This is a genomic window from Mycoplasmopsis opalescens ATCC 27921, from assembly GCF_000712185.1.
In the GTDB taxonomy this organism is placed as follows: domain Bacteria; phylum Bacillota_I; class Bacilli_A; order Mycoplasmatales; family Metamycoplasmataceae; genus Mycoplasmopsis; species Mycoplasmopsis opalescens.
This window is the reverse complement of the sequence record NZ_KL544019.1, coordinates 12,956-34,992: the sequence shown is the minus strand read 5'-3', so window position 1 is coordinate 34,992 and position 22,037 is coordinate 12,956. Positions and strand designations below refer to the sequence as shown.

The window sequence follows — 22,037 nt, the reverse complement described above, 5'->3', positions numbered from 1 at the left end:
TTGGTTGATTGTGCCAAAATATCAAAAATTAAGGACAAAAAAGCTAAATAAATTGATCAAAATGAGACAATTACAGGCGAAAACCCTGAGTTTCGGAATAAAAAACAAAAAGTGTAAAATTGACCGTTATTTTTAGTCAAAATACACTTTTTGTCTTTTATTCCGAAATTCATGATAGCATTAATAATTTTTTGTTGAATGCAAAAATCTTTAATAAGTTTTATTTAAAATTTTTTATTTCTTTTTGAAGTAAGGCAAATAAAAGAATAGAATTTTATAAGATAGTAAAACTATCGATAAGGAGACAAAATGGCACAATTAAAGAAATTCAACAATATTATTGTTAGAACACCTGCTTCAAGCATGGTCAATGGTATTTCTTCTGGTTTATATAACCAAACACCTGTAGATTATGAATTAGCTAAAAAACAACACCAAGCTTACATTAAAACATTGGAAGAAGTGGGCTTAACTGTTCGTGTAGCTGATAAATTAGAAGATTATCCAGATTCATGCTTCGTTGAAGACGCTGCAGTTATAGTTCCTGGTCGTCAATTAGCAATTTTAACTAATCCAGGTGCTAATTCACGTAATGGTGAAAAAGAATATATGCTACCAATTTTAAAAGAATTTTTCCCAGATGAAAAAATTAAAAAAATTGTTTCACCAGGTACATTAGATGGTGGAGACGTTATGATGGTAGGCGATACATACTATGTTGGTATGTCTGATCGTACAAACGATGAAGGAATTAGACAATTCCATAATATTTTAGCTGAAATTGGTAAAAAAGTTATTCCTGTACCAATGACAGAAATGTTACATTTAAAAACAGGAGTTAACTATTTAGAACACAATAATTTATTGATTTCTGGAGAATTTTTAAACTATCCTACATTCAAAGATTTTAATCAAGTTGTAGTTGATGCTCCAGGCGAAGAATACGCCGCAAACTGTATTTGAGTTAACGATACAGTTATCGTTCCTAAAGGTTATCCAAAATTACTTGCCAAAGTTAAAGCCCTTAAAAAATCAGATGGTGAACCATACAGAGTTGTTGAATGCGACACATCTGAATACAAAAAACTTGATGGTGGTCTAAGCTGTTTATCATTAAGATTTTAATGTTTTGATGATAAAATTAAATAAAAATCCAAGTAAATATAGAATATCACTTGGATTTTTATTTTAATAAATATTTATCAAAATGCCTGTACTACAGAGATTTTGATAAATATTTAAACATTGTTATATACCTGTGTTTTTTGATTAAGGTAGTTAAGTAATTCGCTTTTGTAAAAAATAAATTCATAAGATATTGATTCTTTGACTTCATTAATATTTTTTAGTTCACTTTTAAATCTACTCATGATATCGTTTGTACTTGTGAGATCATAGAAACCATCTAATATAAAATTATATTTTTTGACAAATTAACAATAAAAACTAGGCTTTATCCTAGTTTAATTTTTAAGTTATTAAAAAATTATTTTTATTTTATCTGTATCAAATTAATAAGTATTACAGCAATTTTAAGAACAATAATGAATAAATATTTTTTTAATAAGTTGTTTTATATGATTGAAATAATTTACTTTATGAGATTATGTATTTTATTTTTTCAGCATACACACTGGCGAATTCGCCACAAACTAATGAAACCTTATTTGTAGAAATCAATAGTCCTGATACGCCTTTAATTTTTTTAAGATTTTCAACTTCTACTTTATTTTTATTATTAATAATGACTTTTAATGATGAGGTTGTATGGTGAACTTCATTAATATTATCTTTTCCACCTAAGAATAATATTAGTTTTTCTATTTCGCTATCTGTTGTTTTAGCTTTTGTTTCGCCACGCAACATCTTGAGTTTTTGCTTGTTTTTAACATGTCAATATAATCAGCAAAAACCTAATGTAAATATTGTTAACAATACAATTAAAAATTTATCTTTTCTCTTCATATTTATTATTATATAAGTAAATTAAAATTAAAAAGTATTAAAATATTAAATATTAAACTAAGGAGCAAGATGAAAAGATTAATTTCAGGGATTAAACCTACTGGAAATTTAACTTTAGGTAATTATATAGGTGCAATTAAAAACTTTGTTAAACTACAAAATGAATATGAAGCTTTCTTTTTTGTGGCTGATTTACATGCGTTAACCACCGGTGGAGTTAATGCTTTAGAGGCTAAAAAAGCGCGTGAAGAAATTGTAAAAATGTATTTAGCTTGCGGTTTAGACCCTCAAAAAGCAACGATTTTTTACCAATCGCAAGTATATGAACATACACTAGCACAGTGATTGTTAACTAGCGAAGTTTCAATGGGCGAATTAATGCGTATGACCCAATTTAAAGATAAAGTGGCAAACTTAGAAAAGCAAGCTAATGGAACTGAAAAAATTCCTGTTGGTTTACTTATGTACCCAATTTTAATGGCAGCCGATATCTTAATTTATAATGCAGATGTTGTACCTATTGGTGAAGACCAAACTCAACATATGGAATTAACTCGTATCATTGCGTCCAGAATTAATAAAAGATATAAAACAAACTTTAAAATGCCTGCTAATTTTGTTCCGCCTGTTGGTGCTAGAATTAGATCATTGCAAGACCCAAGCAAAAAAATGTCTAAAAGTGATCCAACCAACAAAGGTACAATTTACTTGCATGATGATCCTGAACAAGCTTATAAAAAAGTCATGAAAGCAGTGACTGATAGTGAAAACAAAGTTTATATTTCTGAAGATAAACCAGGAATTTTAAACTTATTAAACATTTATGCTGCATTAAAGGATATTACTTTAGAGCAAGCAGAAAAATTATTTATTAATTCAAACTATGTTGAATTTAAAAGTGCTGTAGCACAGGAAGTTAAGGATGAATTAATTAAGATTCAAAAAGCCTATAAAGAAGCTGATTTAGTCATTGAAGAGACAACCAAAAAAGGGGCCATTAAAGCAAAAGCAATATGTGAACCAATAGTTAAAGATTTATTAAATAAAATGGGATTTTAAGGAGTGAACATGAAAATTAAAGCAGATAAATTTCTAAACCATACTACAAGCCATCTTTTAGGGGCTGCTGTTGAAAAACTTTATCCTAGTGTTAAATTAGGCTTTGGCCCAGCAACTGATGAAGGTTTTTACTATGATTTTGATTTTCCTGAAACATTCTCAGTTAGTGAATTAGCAAAAATTGAAAAGTTGATGAAGAAGCTAGCAAGCAGAAACTTAGTCACAATTCAAATTGATAAAAGCGAATATGATTTTGACCAAAAACCTTATAAAAAAGAGCTTTATGACGAATTAAAAGCCCGTGGCGAAACTATCACCTTTTATGCTTTACAAGATCCATTGAATAAAGAAATTGTTTTTAAAGATCTTTGTGCTGGCAATCATGTGGAAAATACAAAAGTTATTAAAAACTTTAAATTATTATCAATTGCTGGCGCTTACTGAAGAGGAAATAGCGACAATAAACAACTAACAAGAATTTATGGATGCTCATTCGCAACAAAAGAAGAATTAGATAATTATTTACAAATTCTGCAAGAAAGAAAAGAAAGAGATCACCGTAAATTAGGCAAGGATCTTAAAATTTTCATGCTTCATAAATTGACTGGTCAAGGTTTTCCAATTTGATTAGAAGATGGAATGTATATTCATAATGCTATTAGGGATTTAGTCCTTAAAAAGGATCGAAAATACGGTTTTACTGAAGTTTTAACTCCACACTTTGGAAGCGAAGAATTATATAAAACTTCAGGACACTTAGCTCACTATAAAGATGATATGTTTGCACCATTAATTGTTGAAAATGAACGACTAATTCCGCGGCCAATGACCTGCCCACACCATATTGTTTGCTTTAATAGTGAAAAGAGAAGTTATCGTGATTTGCCTATTCGTTATTCAGAACAGTCAATGATGTATCGTTATGAAAAATCTGGTGCCTTAACTGGTTTAGAAAGAGTTAGAGCCATGATGCTTACTGAAGGGCATTTATTTGTGCGTGAAGATCAAATAGAAAATGAAATTAAAAATATGTACAACTTAATCAAAGAAACATTAGATATCTTTAAAATTGATATTTCTTATATATCTCTCTCGCTTCGTGATAAAAATGATAAAGAAAAATATTTTGATGATGATGCAATGTGAAATCGCAGTGAACAAATGCTACGTAAAGCATTAGATGATTTGCATGTTGAATATATGCCTGTCGAAGGTGAGGCTGCTTTTTATGGTCCAAAAATGGATATTCAAATCGATACAGTTCTTGGGCACGAAATCACAGTTGCTACTATACAATTAGACTTTTTACAACCTCAAAATTTTGATTTATCATACATTGATGAAAACGGAAAAGAAGCAAGACCAGTTATGATTCATCGTGGTTTAATTGGTACCTATGAACGTTTTGTAGCTATCTTGTTAGAGCAAACCAAAGGTGTTTTACCATTCTGATTAGCACCTAAACAAATCACAATTATTCCAGTAAACAATGAAGAAAATATGGCTTACTGCCAAGAAGTTTATGCAGATCTTTTTGAAGATGATTATCGTGTAAAAATCGATAACCGTGATGAGAGATTGAATAAAAAAATCCGTGAAGCAAACATTAATAAGAGCAAATTTATGTTAATTTTAGGAGCTAATGAAATGGAAAACAAAACCATTAGCTACCGTCAATATGGTTCGGAAAAAACTGTTACAACAACTCTAGAAGAATTTAAGCAAATGCTAAATAAAATGAGAAAAAATTATGAATAATAAAGATAAAAAATCACAATTTGTCACCAAAACTACTGTAGCACAGGCACTTTGAGTGATTTTTTATCTTTCGTTTGTTGTGGCTATTCCACTATTTATTTTTTGGATGTTTGCCACTGATGATTTTTTAAATCAAAAAATATATAATGTCAAAATTATTACTATCATACCTATTTCATACGCAGCAATTGTTTTAATTTTAAATATTGTTTTAGTTTATTTTAAGCTTTTAGATTATAGGTCTTTATCATATTCTCCGGCAATTATAATAGCACTGCTTTCAATGATTTTATTTTCATTAATCAAGTCTTTACAAATTCAATATCGTTTATTAATTTCATCTATTTTGATGTTATTAAGTGCTATATTATCGAATTTGATTTTATATAAATTAACATTAAACAAAAAAGTTGATGGATAAAATCAACTTTTTTGTTTCAATAAAATTTATTTTTTTCTATTTTAAAAACTCGTAAAAAAAGCCATAAAACGAGCAATTTTTATTCATTTTTTTCTTTGTTTATAATATTATTTAAATTCAATATAAATCCTAATATTTACATATAATAGAGGCGATTAGTTCTTATAGTAGTTTTTAATAAAATTTTTATGCATATGCATATATAAAAATCATTGATTTTTATAGCAAAGGAGTTAATTATGAATAAGAATCTGAAAAAATTCACATTGGTCTTAGGCGCGCTAACTGTTGTTACTGCCGGTATTTCAGTCGCATTAATTTCAATTCCATCCAAAGAAAAACCGATTGAACGTGGTAAGGAAGATATCATTATTGAAGATAATAAAAATGATTTATCTCATGTACAAGGTTTACCTAAAATTAATGATATTACTAAAAATTTAAATAAAAACCCTAATGATAATAAAAACGAAAAGCTTAAACGCGAAGCTTCTAAAAAAATTATCAACTCAGATCAAAAAGTTAAATATGTTGCTTTTGGTGACTCAATTGCAGCCGGTTTTATTGGCAATAGTGATAAAGATGAACCGGGTAAATTAGTTAAAAATTCGAATAATCAAATGATTGTCGAAGGTTTTTCGATGCCGGCTTATTTAGCTGAATTTTTTCTTAAAACTAATAAACTACAATCTTTTGAGAACTATGCCGTTTCTTCTTCAACCTTCGAAGATTGAAACTTATTATTTAAGGCTTATGAAGATGAAAACAAGCTAAATATAGATGAATTAGCTAAAATTAAATTACGTTTTGGTGAAAAAGAATATAAAAATAAAATCACCAGAATGATTAATGATTTACAAGAAGCAAATTTAGTTACTCTAACTTTAGGGGCTAATGATTTTTTACATACAGTATTTGAGCAAGCTTCATTAATACCATTTGATAGTATTTTTAGTCAAATTAAAGACAAAAAATTGGATTTACAAGCTATTTTTAGTGTTATTAATAATGCCTTTTCAAGTATTCTTGAACGTACGCAAATTCAACAAGAACAATTAATTAAATATATGAAAAAATATGCTGTGAATGCAAATATAAACTTTATTGGTTACCCCTTGCCTCTAGCCGGTGTATTTAATATGATTGATAATTTAATCAACAAAAACTCTAATGAACTTAATTTCTCTTTAGGCGCAAACATTATTGATATTTTAAATAAAAAAATATCAGCTATAGCATTAAAGCACAAGGTTTTTTACATCGAAACATATGATCATGCTTTTTGAAATAAAAATATCAGCACATTAACTCCAAATTTATTTGATATTCATCCTGGCCTTTTTGGATACAAAAAAATGGCTATGGACATTTTTGCCAAATTAATTTCGCAATCATGAAGCCAAGAAGAATATAAAGATTTAAATTTTGAATTTTCAAATGATTATCGCCAAAAGGACCAATTTAATTATTTGACTGAAGTTAATTATGGTAAAGATCCCGAAGCAATTTTAAAAGAGCTTTATAAAAATGATGCTAAAAAATATCTTTTTGAATATGATTTGCGTCAACAAAAATTGCAGCCAAGATTAAACGAAAATAACTATATCAAGCGTGTTTTAGATCAATGAGGTGTTTCTGATTTAATATTTGGAAGCTTGCTTGATAATGTTTTTGCTAGCGATTTATATAAGAAAATAGATCCATCAAAAAAGCTTGAACACTTTTTCGATAAAAACAATAAAGCAAACAGAAAAGAATTAAAAAAATGATGAGATAACACTGGGATAAGTTCAAACTTAATTTATGATGCACAGAAATATCTTTTCACATATGACTGAGATCAAGATGGCAAACCTGGTGCTGAAAAATATGATATTAAAATGTTCTTTGAAGCTCTTAAAACCAAAGTTAGTGAGCCAAAAAGAATTATTGGATGAATTAAATCTTTAAGCGAAACTACGGTATTTAAAGACCAAAAAGATGAATTCGTTGCAATATTGAGTGAAATTTTCCAAAAATTAACTACCATAGAAATAGATGGCGGCTTAATTGATCAACTAATTGAAACAATTTATTCTGAACCTATTGCGAAATTTATTTCAAAGAAAGACTTAAAAATATTAATTGGTAAATTAGTTAACTCTGCAACCTTGAAATCAGCTATTGGTGATATTACAATAAATTTAATTAACAACATTGATAAATATGCAAAAGCCAAAGACTTTAAAGAATTATGAGAAATTTTTATACAAGATAAAAAGAACACAGACATAATTAATAAAACCTTAAAGGCCTTAAAAATTGAACTATTAAATGATGAACAAATTAAAGAAATTGCAGGCAGAATTTTAGTTAAAGTCAAAGAAAATTATCCAAAATATTTTAAAAATATTGGAGATAACGAACTAAAATCATTAGTCAGTGATATCCTTAATATGGCATTATTAATTGACGAAAAATACCTGTTTACAGACACTTTAGTCAATAAAATAATAGTGGGTCTAAAAAATACACCACTTGATAAATTCTCTTTAACATCAATTTTTGTCGAAACCGGCAAAGAAATTAAAAACAAATTATTGACGCAATTAGAACCTGAACAATTAGCTTATGATTTGATAAGGATTTTTGCCCAAGAAGTTTCAGTTAACAATAAAGATACTGTAAAACAAATGCTTGTTAATATTTTTGAAAATATTGATAAACATGCTCTTGCAGAGTCAATCATTTCGACACTAGAATTAACTGATAATAAATACTTAACTGTGAAGGAGCAAAAAAGCTTAATAAATAAAATCGTTACCGATGATGTGTTTAATGACCTTTTGGTTCATATAATTGACGATTTATATTCAGTTGATAAGCAAAAATTGCTTAGCGCAGGAGACCTTTTTGAGCAAATTAAAGTAATATTTGGCCAAATTACAAACAGCAAAACATATGAAAATATTAAGCCAGTTATTGGTAAATTAATTTCTTATGATGAAATTAGCATTGCCTTAGCTAGACTTTTTGTAATTAATCAAGAAAGTGGCTTCAATATTGATCCGGAAAAAATATTAAGATTAACTTATAAAGTTGTAGAAAATGAGAACTTTAAATTTATTGTGCAAAATATTTTTGATAAATCTATTTTTGCTGACGGCTCAAGTTTCGAATTATTCAAACATCCTGTTGAAATTCTTAAAAAATGAGCGAAGGATGCAAATAATAACAAAGAAGTAGCACAGCACATTGGATTATTAGCGAAAGAAATTTTAGGTGATGATGATTTCATAGATTTAACTTCAAATTTAGTTGTTGACATCTTGAATAAAAAAGCATCAAAATTACTTGAAGGCATTAATAAAGATGACTTTAAAGTTTTAATCAAAGATTTTATTAAAGGGTCTAGTGACTTTGTAAATGACTTAAATTTCATTGAAAACTTCAGTCAAAAATTTCTTGATTCAGTTGGTTCAAAAAATGACCAAAGTATCGATTTTGCTGCGTTATCTAAAGAATTGTTAGATGAGTTAAAGCGTTATATTTTTGAACAAGACGATCATAAAAGCATTTTAAAATTCTTTAAATATGTAGCAAAAAATAATGTGCTATCACATAAAGATTTAATTAAGAAATTTATCCAAAATTACTTTGATACAGTACAATTAGATGATAAAAACATTGATAAATTTGTACAACGCATTTTTGCGAATGTTGAAGTAAATGATGATAATAGGGAAATTATTAAACATGCTAAACCTTTTGTTAAAAAAGCATTATTAAATAAAAATCTAACTAAGATTTTTAGCGAATTGCTAGACGATTTCCTTGACTTCAATGTTGAAGATTTACAAAAGTGTGAATCAATTTATGATTTTCTTCACTTAACATTAGGGCATTTTTCACAATTTAAGTCAATTTCTACTTTAAAAGAATTTGTTCAAAGTTTAGCTAAAGAAAAGGAAACAGTTGATTTTATCTTTGCTATTATCGATAAAACAAATAACAAAATTATTAATAAAGAAACATTATCTAAACTCCTTAAATCTGTAGACAATTGAGATAAATTAATTAATTTATTTGCAAACTTTATTGAAAAAGGTGTTTTTGCAAGTAAGGAAGTTTTTGAAGATTTAACCGATAAGAATAAGTTAATTTCGCAATGATTGCAAAATGGCAACGATAAATATGTTGCTGATCAATTCTTGGTTCTATTTAATGATTTAATACAGAACAAAGATTTACGCGAAACGGTTATTGAAATAGTTGTCTCGCTTATTGGAGATAAATCTATTTTTAAAGGAATTCCATCGAAAGAATTAACTAAATTCTTTAATGATAATATTCCTATCTTGATTGATATTGAAAATAAATACCATTTACTAGAAAAAACATTGCCGATTGCACTTAAGAAAATTGCAGATGTAGGCTATGATAAATTTGTGCCTTCTAAAATATTTAGAGAAGTTGAACAAATTTTATCCAATGCATTAAAGGGTGAAAACCTAGAGCAAACATTAGTATCATTAATGAAAAATCTTTTAAAACAAAATGTCCAAAACGCCGATACTATAGCTAAAATCGTTGCAAATGGAATTAAAATTGTCGTTAATGATTCGAGTTTTATTAAGATAAGAGCATCCAGAATAATTGAAACGTTGCCTGATAAATATAAGAATAATAATTTAGATAGTAAGTTAGCTCACTTTATCCAATTTGTTTTATCGCATCAAAATATTACAGAGATTACAGAAGAAGGAATTAAATCAGTACTTTCAATTGAACAAAATGCCTTGGCTGATGTAAAAACTTTTAATGATTTAGCGTCAATAATTTATAAACAAATATCAAAAAATAAAAAATTGATTAATCCAATCAATGAGGTTGTTATTAGTGCCTCGAGAGATAAAGGCATACAAGAATTTTTATCGCGTTTATTGTTTATTGCATTTGAAAACAAAATTCCTTTAGATGAAAATGACATATTAACTTATATTTCTAATGTTTCTAATATTGACTCCTTACCTTATTTAATTAAGCAATTCATCGCAAATGTTATTTTTTCTGATAATGCTTCATTCGATGAATTTAATGATAGTGATAACATTTTAAGAAAATGGTTAACCAGCAGCGATGAATCAATAGAAACAGAAACAAAAAATAATCTAAAATCACTATTACACAGTATTATTAGTAACAAAAACATTAGAGGAACAATTGGCAAAAATTTAGCAACTATAGCTAAGTCAAAACTAAATTGATTGAAAGATATAGAGAATGAAAAAATAGCTAAATTAATTGCAAAAATTCTTGAAGTCTCATCGAAAATAAATGATCAGTATTTAATAAGTGATAAATTTATCGATAAATTTTATGATGAAATTAAGAATAATACTAAGGTAACAGAAATTCAATACTTCGCATTATTTACTGATTTAATAGGTGATTTAATTAATGCTAATGAAGATGACAAAATACAAACCAAAATTAAAAGATGCATTCAATTAATTTCCCAATTCAAGCTAGATAAAGACGAAATAGAAACATTAGTTGAAATATTGCATGCATCATTAGGTGATAATGATATTAAAAACAGCATAATTAATCTTTTAGTTGATAAAGCTCATCCACAACATGAAAATGAAGATAATAAGAAAATAAGAGAAGACTTTAAAGAATTTATTGATGCGGCTCTTAATTCTGATAACTTTAGGCAAATTGCTAAGACATTATTAGTTCAGTTATTATCAACGGATTATTCTATAAATGAAAATGACGACATACTCGAACAGTTAAGAAATCTGTTTGATAAAGATTCTTCTAGCCAATTGATTGAAAGCGCAAATAATTTAATTTCAGAATTAAGCCAAAAAGCCTATGTTATTGATATTTTGGAGAAATTTGTTTTAGATAAAGACTCTTTAAAGCAATATGAAATTTCAAGCCAACAAATTCAAAAAATTATTCAAAAAATATCTGAAAATGATAAATTTAAAGCTATAGCTAAAAACATAGTTGAATTCATTTTGCTAAATAAAGAAATAAAATTTTCTGACTTAACTGATGTAAATACTTTTGTTAAAAAATGATTAAAATCAAATAATAATGAATTATTTGATCAGGTTAGCGAATTAATTTCTGACTTACTTAAAGTTGATGAAGTAACAGAAATGATAGGTAAGGTAATCTATACAGAATTAGACAAATCACAGCTATTTACTGATGAAAAAGATAAACAGTCTATTAAAAAAATAATATTAAGTTTAACTAAGAACTTTGATAAATTACCACAAGGAACAATTTTGTCATTAATCAAATCGTTCGCGAACGAATTACAAAATAATGATGAAATTAATATTACAAGTGTTATATCTAAAGGCATAAGGGCTATTGTTACTGATTTGAGTAATGAAGAGGAATTTATTCGTTTAATAAAATGAATATTAAATATCCCTGAACTAGCTCAGGAGAAAGATACAATTAAAAATCTAGTAATTAAAGGTTTTGTTCAAGTAGCTAAGAAAATTAATTTAGGTTCAAAAATTTATTCATCATTAGATGAAAAAAACAAAGAAATATTTAAAAAATACCTTAGCGAAGAAGAATTAAATGATGAGTTGCAAAATATCTTATCAGGAACTCATATACAATCATTCATTGTTGATTCAATCGATGTCTTTTTCAATAATGCTGATCAACTTAAAAATGTAGATTCATTATCTCAATTAGCTAAGAAAATGGTTGAGCTTAATACCAATAAAGAAAAAATAGTCGATTCATTAGAAAAAGCTTTCGGTGAAATCTTTAGCAATGAAAAAATTAAAAAGCTTGTTATAGGTTTAATTGCTGACAATATTAAGATTTATGGTGTAAGTCTTACTGATGAGGAGATCAGTAAAATGGTAGATTCAGCTGTAGCTGAGTTGCCTGATTTACTTAAGAAGCTTGAAATAATTAAAAAGTTAGTAGAAAAAACCCCGGAAATAATTGGCGATTTCAAAACAATGAAAGAAGTTTTTGATAGTGCAACTAAAGTTATTATCCAATTATTTGATTTACAAAATTACAATATTGTCAAGGTTATTCTAGATTCAAAAACACTAACTGAAAATCATGAAACAATAAAAAAAGTTATTGATCAAATCATAACCAAAGCTACTTCAGAAGATGAATTATCACTTAAATTTGCAAAAGATTTTGGAATTTATAAGCTTTTCGGAAATTCAACATTAACGGATGATGAGAAAAATAACATCATAAAAGTTGCTTTAAAGTCACAGAATCTTAAAGATTTAATTCTTCTTACTTTTGATGAAATATTCAAAAATCGTCAGGAATATCAAAAACTTGATACATGGGAAGATGCTCTTAATAGTTTCTTTAATAAGGGTAATTTTGAAGAAATTAAAGAGAAATTAAAAGGCTGATTAACCGATATTTCTAAACAAAAAGAAGTAACCAAAGCAATTGGAAACATTATTGCTCAACAATTAAAAAATTCTGGATTTGAAATTCAAGATCAAGATATTAATGAAATAGAGGAATTTTTCGAATCGCTAATCAATGCCTTATTCAATACAGATATAATTAAAGATGCGGTTAATGCAGCATTTAATGAGTTGAAAAAAATTAAAATACATACAATTGAAAAACTAGTGCCGTCAGCTATAGAAGCATTTATTAATTCGGTCAAATCATTCGTGATGAACGGCAATAAATTTTCTATCTCAAAATTAACTGATGGTAGATTGAATAAGATTTTTGATAAAATGAATCTTAAAAGTTTTTCAAATATGATAAATATCTTATTTAAGCGGTCACATTTAGACAGAAATAAAGGAGTTTATAAGCTAATTTATTCTAAAGATGCAACTAATGCAGGTATTGATTTAGGAGAGTCATGAACTAAAATATTCCAAGGCATTAAAACCTTTGGTGATGCCTTTAGACCAATTGTTGAACCTTTAGCTAAAGCATTCTATGAAGATTTACTAAAAGAACCTCTCTACAGTAGTTTTGGTGAATTGAAATCTAAATCTACAACATACCAAAGCTTGTGAAGAGTTTATACATTTTTATTGATGGTTATTAATAATAACACGCCTTACCTCCCATTCTGATCATCACTTACCAATTCAACAGTCGAAGGAATGGTGGCTTATGCTTTTGAAAAAGCCTTTGAAAATGTCGCTAGTCAAAACAAGGATTTATTTGATAAATTAACTAAAAAATACGAAGGCAATTTAAGCTTAATTGGTCTAGATACAAATAAAAAAGTTATTCCATATTACATGGCTGGAATGGAAATTTATAATAATAAAAACAGTAGAGAAACTTATTGGCTTTCCAATCATTATAATCAAGGTTATGGATCAGATCACGTGTTAGTTTATATTTACTACGCGGATAAGGATGATTACCTATATAATAAAGGCAAAAAGTTGGGACAGGTTCTCGATGAAGCACTTAAAAAGGGTTATTTACCAAGTAAAAATTAAAAAAAAGAACTAATTATGGTAAAATTGATTAAATATTTTATATTTAAGGAGAAATTATGTCAACAGGTGGATGAATTGGTGTAATTATTGCTGTCGCTGTGGTTGTTGCCTTAGTTGCTGGTTTCTTAGGATTTTACATTGCTAGAAAACTAATGGAAAAACAACTTCGTGAAAACCCTCCTATTAGCGAAAAAATGATTCGTGTCATGTTTGAACAGATGGGTCGTAAAGCTTCAGAAACACAAATTCGTAATGTGATGCGTTCAATGACCAATGCTAAAAATAACGAAAAATAAATTAAAAATAATTAAGCAGTCAAAGTTTGATATGCACCCTCCTTGCTGGATTTCTTTATCCAGTAAAGAGAGTACAATCAAGTTTGACTGTTTTTTTTGTTGCCAAAATTGCACTACTACACAGGTTTTAGCTAAAAATTTTTTAAATGAATTCGGCAATAGATTTTGTTTTAGTGAAAGAAAAAATTAATATAAGAAATTTGTTTTTAATCAATATTATGCATAAATATTTAAATTTTTAATATAAAATACTTATTATAAGTATTAATAATATTAAAGGAGAACTAATGATTAATGTAAACACATTTAAACCAGGTATTACATTTGAAGACGAAGGCGAAATTTTTGTAGTTATTGAAGCTCAACATTCAAAACAAGGAAGAGGCCAAGCCAATGTTAAAGCTAAGGTAAAAAACTTGCGTTCTGGAAGCATCACAATTAAAAGCTATACTGGTGGAGTTATGGTTAAAAAAGCTCACATCGATAAAAGACCAATGAACTTTTTATATTCAGATGGCGAAAACATTATTTTAATGGATAACGAAACATATGAACAAGTTGAAATTCCAGTGAAAAATGTTGAATGAGAGCTTAATTTCTTAAAAGAAGGTTCAATTGTAAAAATTAGAAAATATCAAGAAGAAATTTTGGACGTTGAATTAGATGCCAATGTTGAATTAGTTGTTACTGAAGCTCCCGATGCCGTTAAAGGAAACACAACAACCAATCCACAAAAACGTATCAAAGTTGAAACAGGTTTTGAGCTTGATGCGCCAATGTTTATTAAAGAAAATGATGTTATTATCGTTTCAACAGAAACTGGCGAATACAAAGGAAAAGGGAACAAATAATGCTTAACGTTGTAACCGTTAACTGCGGCTTAAATCAATCATTTTCAGTTTGTGAAAATACCATTATTGATCTTGTTTCTCAAACCATTGTTGATATTAAAAATGTGAAATTAGATCGTCAGCCTAAAGTTATTATCAATGAAAGTGCTTCAAATATCGAACTAACAATTGATTTAAAAATAAAAAATAAAGCAAATATTAAAGATATTTTTAACACGGTTTTTGAAGAACTTAATAACCGTTTTAGTTCACTTCTAGACATTAAACCACAAAACATTAAATTATGTTTTTGCGGCTTTTACTAGTTAAATGCGTAACGCATTTTTCTTTTTAATCTATAGTATAGGCTTTTTAGAAACAATATAGGGGTTATAGTGCATAATAAAAGGAAAGTTGTAGTTGGAATTAGTGGTGGTGTCGATTCTTCGGTAGCGGCTTATTTATTAAAAAAGCAAGGCTACGAAGTCGAAGGTTTATTTATGCGAAATTGAGACAGTTATGTCAATAATGATTTCTTGGGTAATGAAGATATCAATCAGGATATTTGCCCTCAAGAACAAGACTATCAAGATGCAATTAAAGTTTGTGAAAAATTAAAAATAAAGCTCCATAGGGTCGATTTCATTAAAGAATATTGAGACAATGTATTCGCTAATTTTATTGATGAATATAAAAAAGGACGCACCCCTAATCCTGATATTTTATGCAATAAATATATTAAGTTTGATGCATTTGCTAACTACGCTTTTAAGGTTTTAAAAGCCGATTACATTGCAATGGGTCATTATGCCAAAGTTTTAAATGGACACCTTTACCGAGCAAAAGATAAAAATAAAGATCAAAGCTATTTTTTGGCTCAACTTTCAACTCAACAATTAGCAAAAGTCAAGATGCCCTTAGCTAAATATTATAAAAGCGAGGTAAGAAAAATAGCCACAAAATTAGGGCTAGTTACGGCTCAAAAAAAAGATAGCACTGGCGTATGTTTCATTGGTGAAAGAAATTTTACACAATTTTTACAAAATTATATTCCTGCTCAAAAAGGCGATATCGTTTCAATTGTTTCGAATAAAAAACTTGGCACTCATGATGGTTGCTACTACTACACATTAGGAATGAGGAAAGGGCTAAACTTAGGCGGGATGAGCGAACCGCATTATGTTTGTGGTCGAGATGTTAAAAAAAATATTCTCTATGTTGCTCCATCATCAAATATCTCATATTTAGAAAGTGATTCACTTTTGGCAAGCCAATTAAATCTTAACAATAGTTTTAAATCCAAAGCACTCACAGCTAAATTTAGATATCGTCAAGAAGATGTTCCTGTAAATATCGAAATTTTAGATAACAACTTTGTAAAAGTTTATTATCCACAAAAATCACAAGCAGTAACCCCAGGGCAACAAGTTGTATTTTATGAAGGCAATAAATGCATTGGTGGTGCTGTGATAGAAAAAATATTCTCAAAAGGCAAAGAGCTAGATTACGTTTAGTTAAAAAATGCAGTAATACAGTATTTTTAGAAACAAGGAGATAATATGAATTCTAAAGAAATAAGACAAAAATGACTTGATTTTTTCCAATCAAAAGGCCACTTAATTGTTCCGTCAAAGAATTTAATTCCACAAAATGACCCTTCATTATTATGAATTAATTCAGGTGTAGCAACTTTAAAAGACTATTTTACAGGCAAAAAAATTCCACCGCATAATAGATTGACTAACTCACAAAAAGCAATTAGAACTAATGATATCGAAAATGTCGGAGTTACTGCTAGACACCATACATTTTTCGAAATGTTAGGAAACTTTTCAATTGGCGACTATTTTAAAGTTGAAGCGATTCAATTTGCCTATGAATTTTTATTAGAAGTTTTAAAGCTCGACAAAAATAAATTATATTTTACCTACTATAATGAAGATGAAGTTGCTTTAAAAACTTGGTTAGATTGTGGCGTTGATCCTTCACATATGATTCCCGGGGGTAGAGACACTAACTTTTGGGATGTGGGATCTGGTCCTTGCGGTCCATGCAGTGAGATATTCTATGACAGAGGTGAAAAATATGATACACGTGGCATTGAATTATTGAAAGAAGATATTGAAAATGACCGCTATATTGAAATTTGAAATATAGTTTTCTCACAGTTTAATAATGATGGCGAAGGTAATTACACTGAATTAAAACAAAAAAATATCGATACTGGTGCTGGATTTGAACGAATAGTAGCTGTTATGCAAGACGCACCTACCAACTATGACAGTGACTTATTTGCCGGTATTATAGGGGAAATAGAAAAATTCACCCCATATCGTTATGATAAAAATAACTATTTTACCAAGGAAGAAGAGCAAAGAGAAATTAACACTAATTTTAAAATTATTGCCGACCATATTCGCACTGTTGCAAATGCAATTGCTGATGGTGCTCAAATTAGCAATGTTGGCCGTGGCTACATAATTAGACGTTTAATTCGGCGTTCTGTTTACAAAGGTATGCAGTTAAAAATAGAAGGTTTATTCCTTTACAAATTAGTTCAAGCTGTTCATGATTCCTTACCTTTTGAATATGATGTTGAACAAGTAAGCAATAATATTAAAGAAGAAGAAATTTTATTCCACAAAACTATTGAAAACGGTAGATTATTACTTGAAAAACATATTGATGATAATAAAAAGATTTTTGACGGAGAAATCGCATTTAAATTATTTGAAACTTACGGATTTCCAATCGAGCTAACTATAGAAATATTAGTAAAGAAAAATATTACAGTTGATATGGAATCATATGAAAATTCAAAAAACAAACATATGGAAGCTTCAAGAGGGAGCAAACACACTGGTATGGCTAAAGCTATAAATTCATTGGCTTTAATTAAAGGCAAAAATAGCACATTTGTTGGTTATGACTTCACAAGTTTTAAGTCAAATGTTATCCATCTTTATGATAATGAAAATGAGCTCGAAAAAATAGATAAAGTAGGTTATGTTGTTTTAGATAAAACTCCTTTTTATGCGACAAGCGGCGGACAAAAACATGATGAAGGATACATGCTTCAAAATGGAAATAAAATTAAAATTTTAGATGTTTTTAAAGATAAACACGGTAACCATATTCACTATGTTGAAGGCATTTTGGATAAAAAAACTCCTGTTGAATGCTTTGTCGATGAAGAAAAACGTTTAGCTTGCGCACGCAATCACTCTGCTACTCATTTACTTTTTTCTCAAATGAGAAAAGTTTTAGGTAATCATATTGAACAATTAGGCTCAGACATCACGGAGGAACGTTTTACGTTTGACTTTCCTTCAGATTCTAAACCAAGTGATGAGCAAATTACCAAACTAGAAACAAATATGCGCGAAATAATTAAACGCAATATTGAAAGGAAATATGTAATTTGTACAATCGAAGAGGCTAAAAAATATGGTGCTTATATGACGATTGAAGAAACTGAATATATGGATCCAAAAGCTGTTAGAATGGTTATTTGAGGCGATGTCACAGCTGATTTATGTGGAGGAACGCACCTACCTAATTCAGGTATTTTAGAAGATTTTAAAATTGCTGCTGTTGAAAAAAAACAAGCTGGAATATATCGTTTAAGAGTTATAACTTCTAAAAAATTAGTTAAAGAATTTATGCTTAATCAAATTGATTTTTACAAGGAAGAACTTGAAAATATAATTCGTAAGATTAAAACCTTAGATCCAGAATACGATTTGCCTATGAATTTTTCAGAAGACTTAGAAAAAAAACTAAAACAAATCCACGTCTTTATTGAAAAAGCAAGAGAAGATTTTAAAAACATATCAAAATGTAAGACAAACGTTGAATTTGACTATAGTAAAGTTATTTTGGAAAAAATAGAAAATCACGAAGTATATCAAAACTATGATATTGATTCTTCACAAATTAAAGTTATTGCTTCAACTTTAAGAGAGAAATATCAGGATGCTATCATTGTTTTAGGTTCAAAAGATAATGAAAAAATTCTTTTGACTATTGCATCTAAAAAGATAGATTCAAATAAATTATTTAAAAAGCTTGCCTCAGAATTGAATGGCCGTGGCGGCGGAAACCAAATATTGGCTATGGGTAAGGTTGATAATAACCCTGAAAAAATTAAAATCATTCTCATAGATGAGTTAAAATGCGTACAATAGGACTTGACTTAGGAACTAAAACCTGTGGTTTTGCTATTAGTGATTCGCTAGGAATAAGCGCAAACGCCTTGTATACAATTCGTTTTGATTTAAATGATTTTTCAATGGTTGAAGATGAATTAATTAAAATTATCAGTGAATATAAAGATGTTGATTCAATCGTTATCGGCTTACCCTTAAGAAGCGACGGATCATATAGCGAACGTACTCAATTATTTTATGAATTTGCTAAGAAAATTTCATTAAAAAACACTAATTTAAATGTTTATCTAGTTAATGAGTACGGTTCTACAAAACAAGCAGAAAGTACACTGAAACAAACTAAAATGTCTATAGCTAAGCGAAAAAAAGTAAAAGATACAGTTTCTTCAGTAATCATTCTCCAAGATTTTTTAAATTATGGAGGAGTAAAACTATAATGGCTTGATGAGTAATATTACTAATTGTAAGTATTCCAATTGTTGCTTCTATCGGAATAATAACCTTTATTATTACTACGATCAAGGCAAAAAAAATTCAAAACGACTACAGGCATAAAGATATCATTAAAGCCAAAGCCATAGCTATGGAAAAAAGAGGTGATAATTATGGAGTTTTGCCATATTACTTAAAAGAATTTTTTAATAGTAAAATTGATGATTTAGATATTGAAAATTTAATCAACACAACTTATCTAAATAATAGTCAAAACGTCTTGGTTATAGGAGAAAAAGTAAATTTTGAGGTTGCAACATTAATACAATACAGCGATTCTAAAATATTTACAACCCCAAAATCACTTGACATATTAAGTTGGAATGCGGCAGTCTTAAAGTTTAGAGAAGATTTTAAAAGTCCGTTAAATTTTGACGAAGAAACTAATACCTATGATTTAATAATTGCATTAAACACTAATGATTCTATTGAAAATGTCTATCAAAAAAATTTTGATAGATTAAATAAAAATTCAATGTTGATAATAAGCCTTAGACCTGAACAAATTAAGGAAGCAAGATCTTTTGCTAAAGGTTTAAAATTAGCTGAAATAAGATATGAAATTTCAGCAATTAAGCAACATTTTCTCTATATAGTTAAAGAATAAAACAAAATAATATAATTATTATTAAAAAATGATAATATTTAATATTAAGATAAATACAATAAAGGAGCACCATGTCCAACTCAAATGAAGAAAAAATTCTAATCGCTCGTGAAACCTGAGATAAATATCAAGCTGAATATAATCATTTAATTAAGGTCGAAAGACCACTTGTTCAAGCAGCTTTGAAAGAAGCTAGAGCACAAGGTGACTTATCAGAAAATGCTGAATATGATGCAGCTCGTGACCGTCAAGGAATCGTTGAAGGTAGAATTTTAGAGCTCGAATCTATTTTAGAAAAAGCAATAATTATTTCTGAATCTGGTGAATCATTTTCACAAGCTCAAGCAGGAATTGGCGCGACAGTTAAATACATAAATCTAGCTACCAATCAAGAAAAAACTATCCAAATTATGGGGGTTCATGATTCAAACCCTCTTTTAGGAAAGGTTTCAAACGAATCGCCAATTGCCAAAGCAATGGAAGGCGCAAAAGTCGGCGATGTTGTTGAAGTGGACAGCGCTTCTAAATATTCAATTCGCATAATAAGTGTTGAGTACTAGTTATTTTTCTAGTGCTTTTTTTGTAAAAATATTTCTTTAAAATGCGGTAGTACAGACAAATTAGGAGAATATTATGAATTTACCAATTGATAAAAGAATTAAAAAAGTTTTGTTTACTCGCGAGGAACTTGAAAAAAGAATTTCTGAACTTGCACAATGGGTTAATAATGAATATTCCGATAGCGAAAACCTTGTTATTGTAGGGTTAATGAAAGGTGCAATCCCATTTCTCGCACAATTAATAAAAGACGTTACTGTTGACCATTCATTAGATTTTATGATTGCGTCATCATATGAAGGTGAACATGGTTCAAGCGGAAATGTAAAAATAATAATGGATTTAGCTCACCCTATACATAATAAAGATGTGTTGATAGTTGAGGATATTATAGATTCTGGCATAACCTTAGAAAAAATTACAGGCATTCTTAAAACAAGAAATCCTAAATCATTAAAAATATTAACTTTATTAGATAAGCCTTATCATCGCAAAGCCAACCTTAAGCCTTATATGTATGGTTTTCATTGTCCAGACGAGTTTATTGTTGGGTTTGGTTTAGATTACAAAGAAAAAATGCGTAATATCCCCTATATAGGTGTTTTTGATCAAACTTATCTCGAATAATAATTTGCTTAAATATACGTTTAATAGTGTTTTTAGAAAAAATTGCTTTAATGACATGCACACTCTTTACCAGTTTTTATTTGTCCAGTAAAGAGGGTACATATCATTTCAAGCAAAATATGCATATCTTAAATTAATAATTTTTGTATTTTTGCAACTCGGAAAGTAATTATTTCATATTTTTACTAATGAAAATATTAAGAAAGGAATATATGTCAAAAAAGAAACTTTTTAAACTATTATGTGGAATTTCATTAACATCTGTAATGCCAACATCAACAGCGTGCAGTGTTATTCAAGAAAATAAAAGTAAAAATGGAGATAGTGTTAATGAGCCGACAGGTAAAGATGATCTAAACGAAAAATTAACAGATGATAAAAATAATAGTCAACCATCTAACAAAGATAAAGAAAATAGTGAAGATAAAGATGAAGACGGAAACATATTAAATGGTAATAAATTAATAAAAGTAAATAGTAATATTAGAGAATTATCAAGCACTAAAATAGAAGAAATAGATCCGAAAGCTTTTTCGGAAGCACCTTTTTTACATACTATTAATTTACCTAATGTTCGTACTATAAAAGATTATAGTTTTTTTAAAATGCTTAATAAATTGGAATCTTTAACATTAGGAGTAAATCAAATACCATCAAACGCATTTGAAAATAATTATCATTTAAAATTTGTCAGCCTTCCAAATGTTGGAAAAATAGGTGGCGAAGCATTTAAAGGAGCAGAATCTTTAACATCAATCAACCTTCCAAATGT

17 protein-coding genes are annotated in these 22,037 nt (G+C 28.4%); 15 read left to right on the top strand and 2 right to left on the bottom strand.

Going from position 1 to position 22,037, the window contains the following annotated elements; translation table 4 throughout:
• Positions 1–309: 309 nt before the first annotated feature.
• Positions 310–1,125 carry a dimethylarginine dimethylaminohydrolase family protein gene (locus T385_RS0101885; RefSeq protein WP_029906035.1) on the top strand — a complete coding sequence of 272 codons (816 nt, stop codon included), beginning with the start codon at positions 310–312 and terminating at the stop codon, positions 1,123–1,125.
• Positions 1,126–1,238: 113 nt separating this feature from the next.
• Here T385_RS0101885 and T385_RS03760 read toward each other — a convergent pair whose 3' ends face one another.
• Both T385_RS03760 and T385_RS0101880 read right to left on the bottom strand, forming a co-directional pair.
• Positions 1,239–1,370: a hypothetical protein gene (locus T385_RS03760; protein ID WP_281170966.1), complete on the bottom strand. Its 132-nt coding sequence runs from the start codon at positions 1,368–1,370 to the stop codon at positions 1,239–1,241.
• 226 nt (positions 1,371–1,596) lie between these two features.
• A complete protein-coding gene (locus T385_RS0101880) occupies positions 1,597–1,965 on the bottom strand; it encodes a PTS sugar transporter subunit IIB (protein ID WP_029906025.1) in 369 nt (122 codons plus the stop codon).
• A 69-nt stretch (positions 1,966–2,034) separates the two neighbouring features.
• Here T385_RS0101880 and trpS point away from each other — a divergent pair, with 69 nt between their 5' ends.
• The 14 genes from trpS to T385_RS0101810 all read left to right on the top strand — a co-directional run.
• Positions 2,035–3,024, top strand: a complete 990-nt coding sequence (trpS, locus tag T385_RS0101875) for a tryptophan--tRNA ligase (protein ID WP_029906023.1) — start codon at positions 2,035–2,037, stop codon at positions 3,022–3,024.
• A 9-nt stretch (positions 3,025–3,033) separates the two neighbouring features.
• Positions 3,034–4,782, top strand: a complete 1,749-nt coding sequence (gene thrS / locus T385_RS0101870; RefSeq protein ID WP_029906021.1) for a threonine--tRNA ligase — start codon at positions 3,034–3,036, stop codon at positions 4,780–4,782.
• Entirely contained in the window at positions 4,775–5,203 is a 429-nt protein-coding gene (locus T385_RS0101865; protein ID WP_029906019.1) for an MAG3450 family membrane protein, read from the top strand. The genes thrS and T385_RS0101865 overlap by 8 nt, the downstream gene beginning before the upstream one ends.
• Before the next feature lie 239 nt (positions 5,204–5,442).
• The gene (locus tag T385_RS0101860) at positions 5,443–13,686 is read left to right on the top strand and encodes an SGNH/GDSL hydrolase family protein (RefSeq protein WP_029906017.1); all 8,244 of its coding nucleotides are present in this window, start codon (positions 5,443–5,445) and stop codon (positions 13,684–13,686) included.
• Positions 13,687–13,742: 56 nt separating this feature from the next.
• A complete protein-coding gene (locus T385_RS0101855; RefSeq protein ID WP_029906015.1) occupies positions 13,743–13,982 on the top strand; it encodes a YneF family protein in 240 nt (79 codons plus the stop codon).
• A gap of 287 nt (positions 13,983–14,269) precedes the next feature.
• Positions 14,270–14,833, top strand: coding sequence for an elongation factor P (gene efp / locus T385_RS0101850; protein WP_029906013.1), 564 nt, complete (start codon positions 14,270–14,272; stop codon positions 14,831–14,833).
• Entirely contained in the window at positions 14,833–15,138 is a 306-nt protein-coding gene (locus tag T385_RS0101845) for an MMB_0454 family protein (RefSeq protein ID WP_029906011.1), read from the top strand. Before efp ends, T385_RS0101845 begins: the two co-directional genes overlap by 1 nt.
• 69 nt (positions 15,139–15,207) lie before the next feature.
• Positions 15,208–16,326: a tRNA 2-thiouridine(34) synthase MnmA gene (mnmA, locus tag T385_RS0101840; RefSeq protein WP_029906009.1), complete on the top strand. Its 1,119-nt coding sequence runs from the start codon at positions 15,208–15,210 to the stop codon at positions 16,324–16,326.
• 45 nt (positions 16,327–16,371) lie between these two features.
• Complete coding sequence (gene alaS, locus T385_RS0101835) at positions 16,372–18,999, top strand: alanine--tRNA ligase (protein ID WP_029906008.1); 2,628 nt, start codon at positions 16,372–16,374, stop codon at positions 18,997–18,999.
• Positions 18,987–19,418 (top strand): Holliday junction resolvase RuvX, encoded by a 432-nt coding sequence (gene ruvX / locus T385_RS0101830; protein ID WP_029906006.1) that lies wholly within the window; start codon positions 18,987–18,989, stop codon positions 19,416–19,418. The genes alaS and ruvX overlap by 13 nt, the downstream gene beginning before the upstream one ends.
• The gene (locus T385_RS0101825; protein ID WP_029906004.1) at positions 19,418–20,080 is read left to right on the top strand and encodes a BC85_0335 family putative methyltransferase; all 663 of its coding nucleotides are present in this window, start codon (positions 19,418–19,420) and stop codon (positions 20,078–20,080) included. Before ruvX ends, T385_RS0101825 begins: the two co-directional genes overlap by 1 nt.
• A 71-nt stretch (positions 20,081–20,151) precedes the next feature.
• Entirely contained in the window at positions 20,152–20,640 is a 489-nt protein-coding gene (gene greA, locus T385_RS0101820; protein WP_029906002.1) for a transcription elongation factor GreA, read from the top strand.
• A gap of 73 nt (positions 20,641–20,713) precedes the next feature.
• The gene (gene hpt / locus T385_RS0101815) at positions 20,714–21,265 is read left to right on the top strand and encodes a hypoxanthine phosphoribosyltransferase (RefSeq protein WP_029906001.1); all 552 of its coding nucleotides are present in this window, start codon (positions 20,714–20,716) and stop codon (positions 21,263–21,265) included.
• Between the two features lie 212 nt (positions 21,266–21,477).
• Positions 21,478–22,037, top strand: a 560-nt coding sequence (locus tag T385_RS0101810; protein WP_036450771.1) for a leucine-rich repeat protein, incomplete at its 3' end; no start/stop codon positions are given.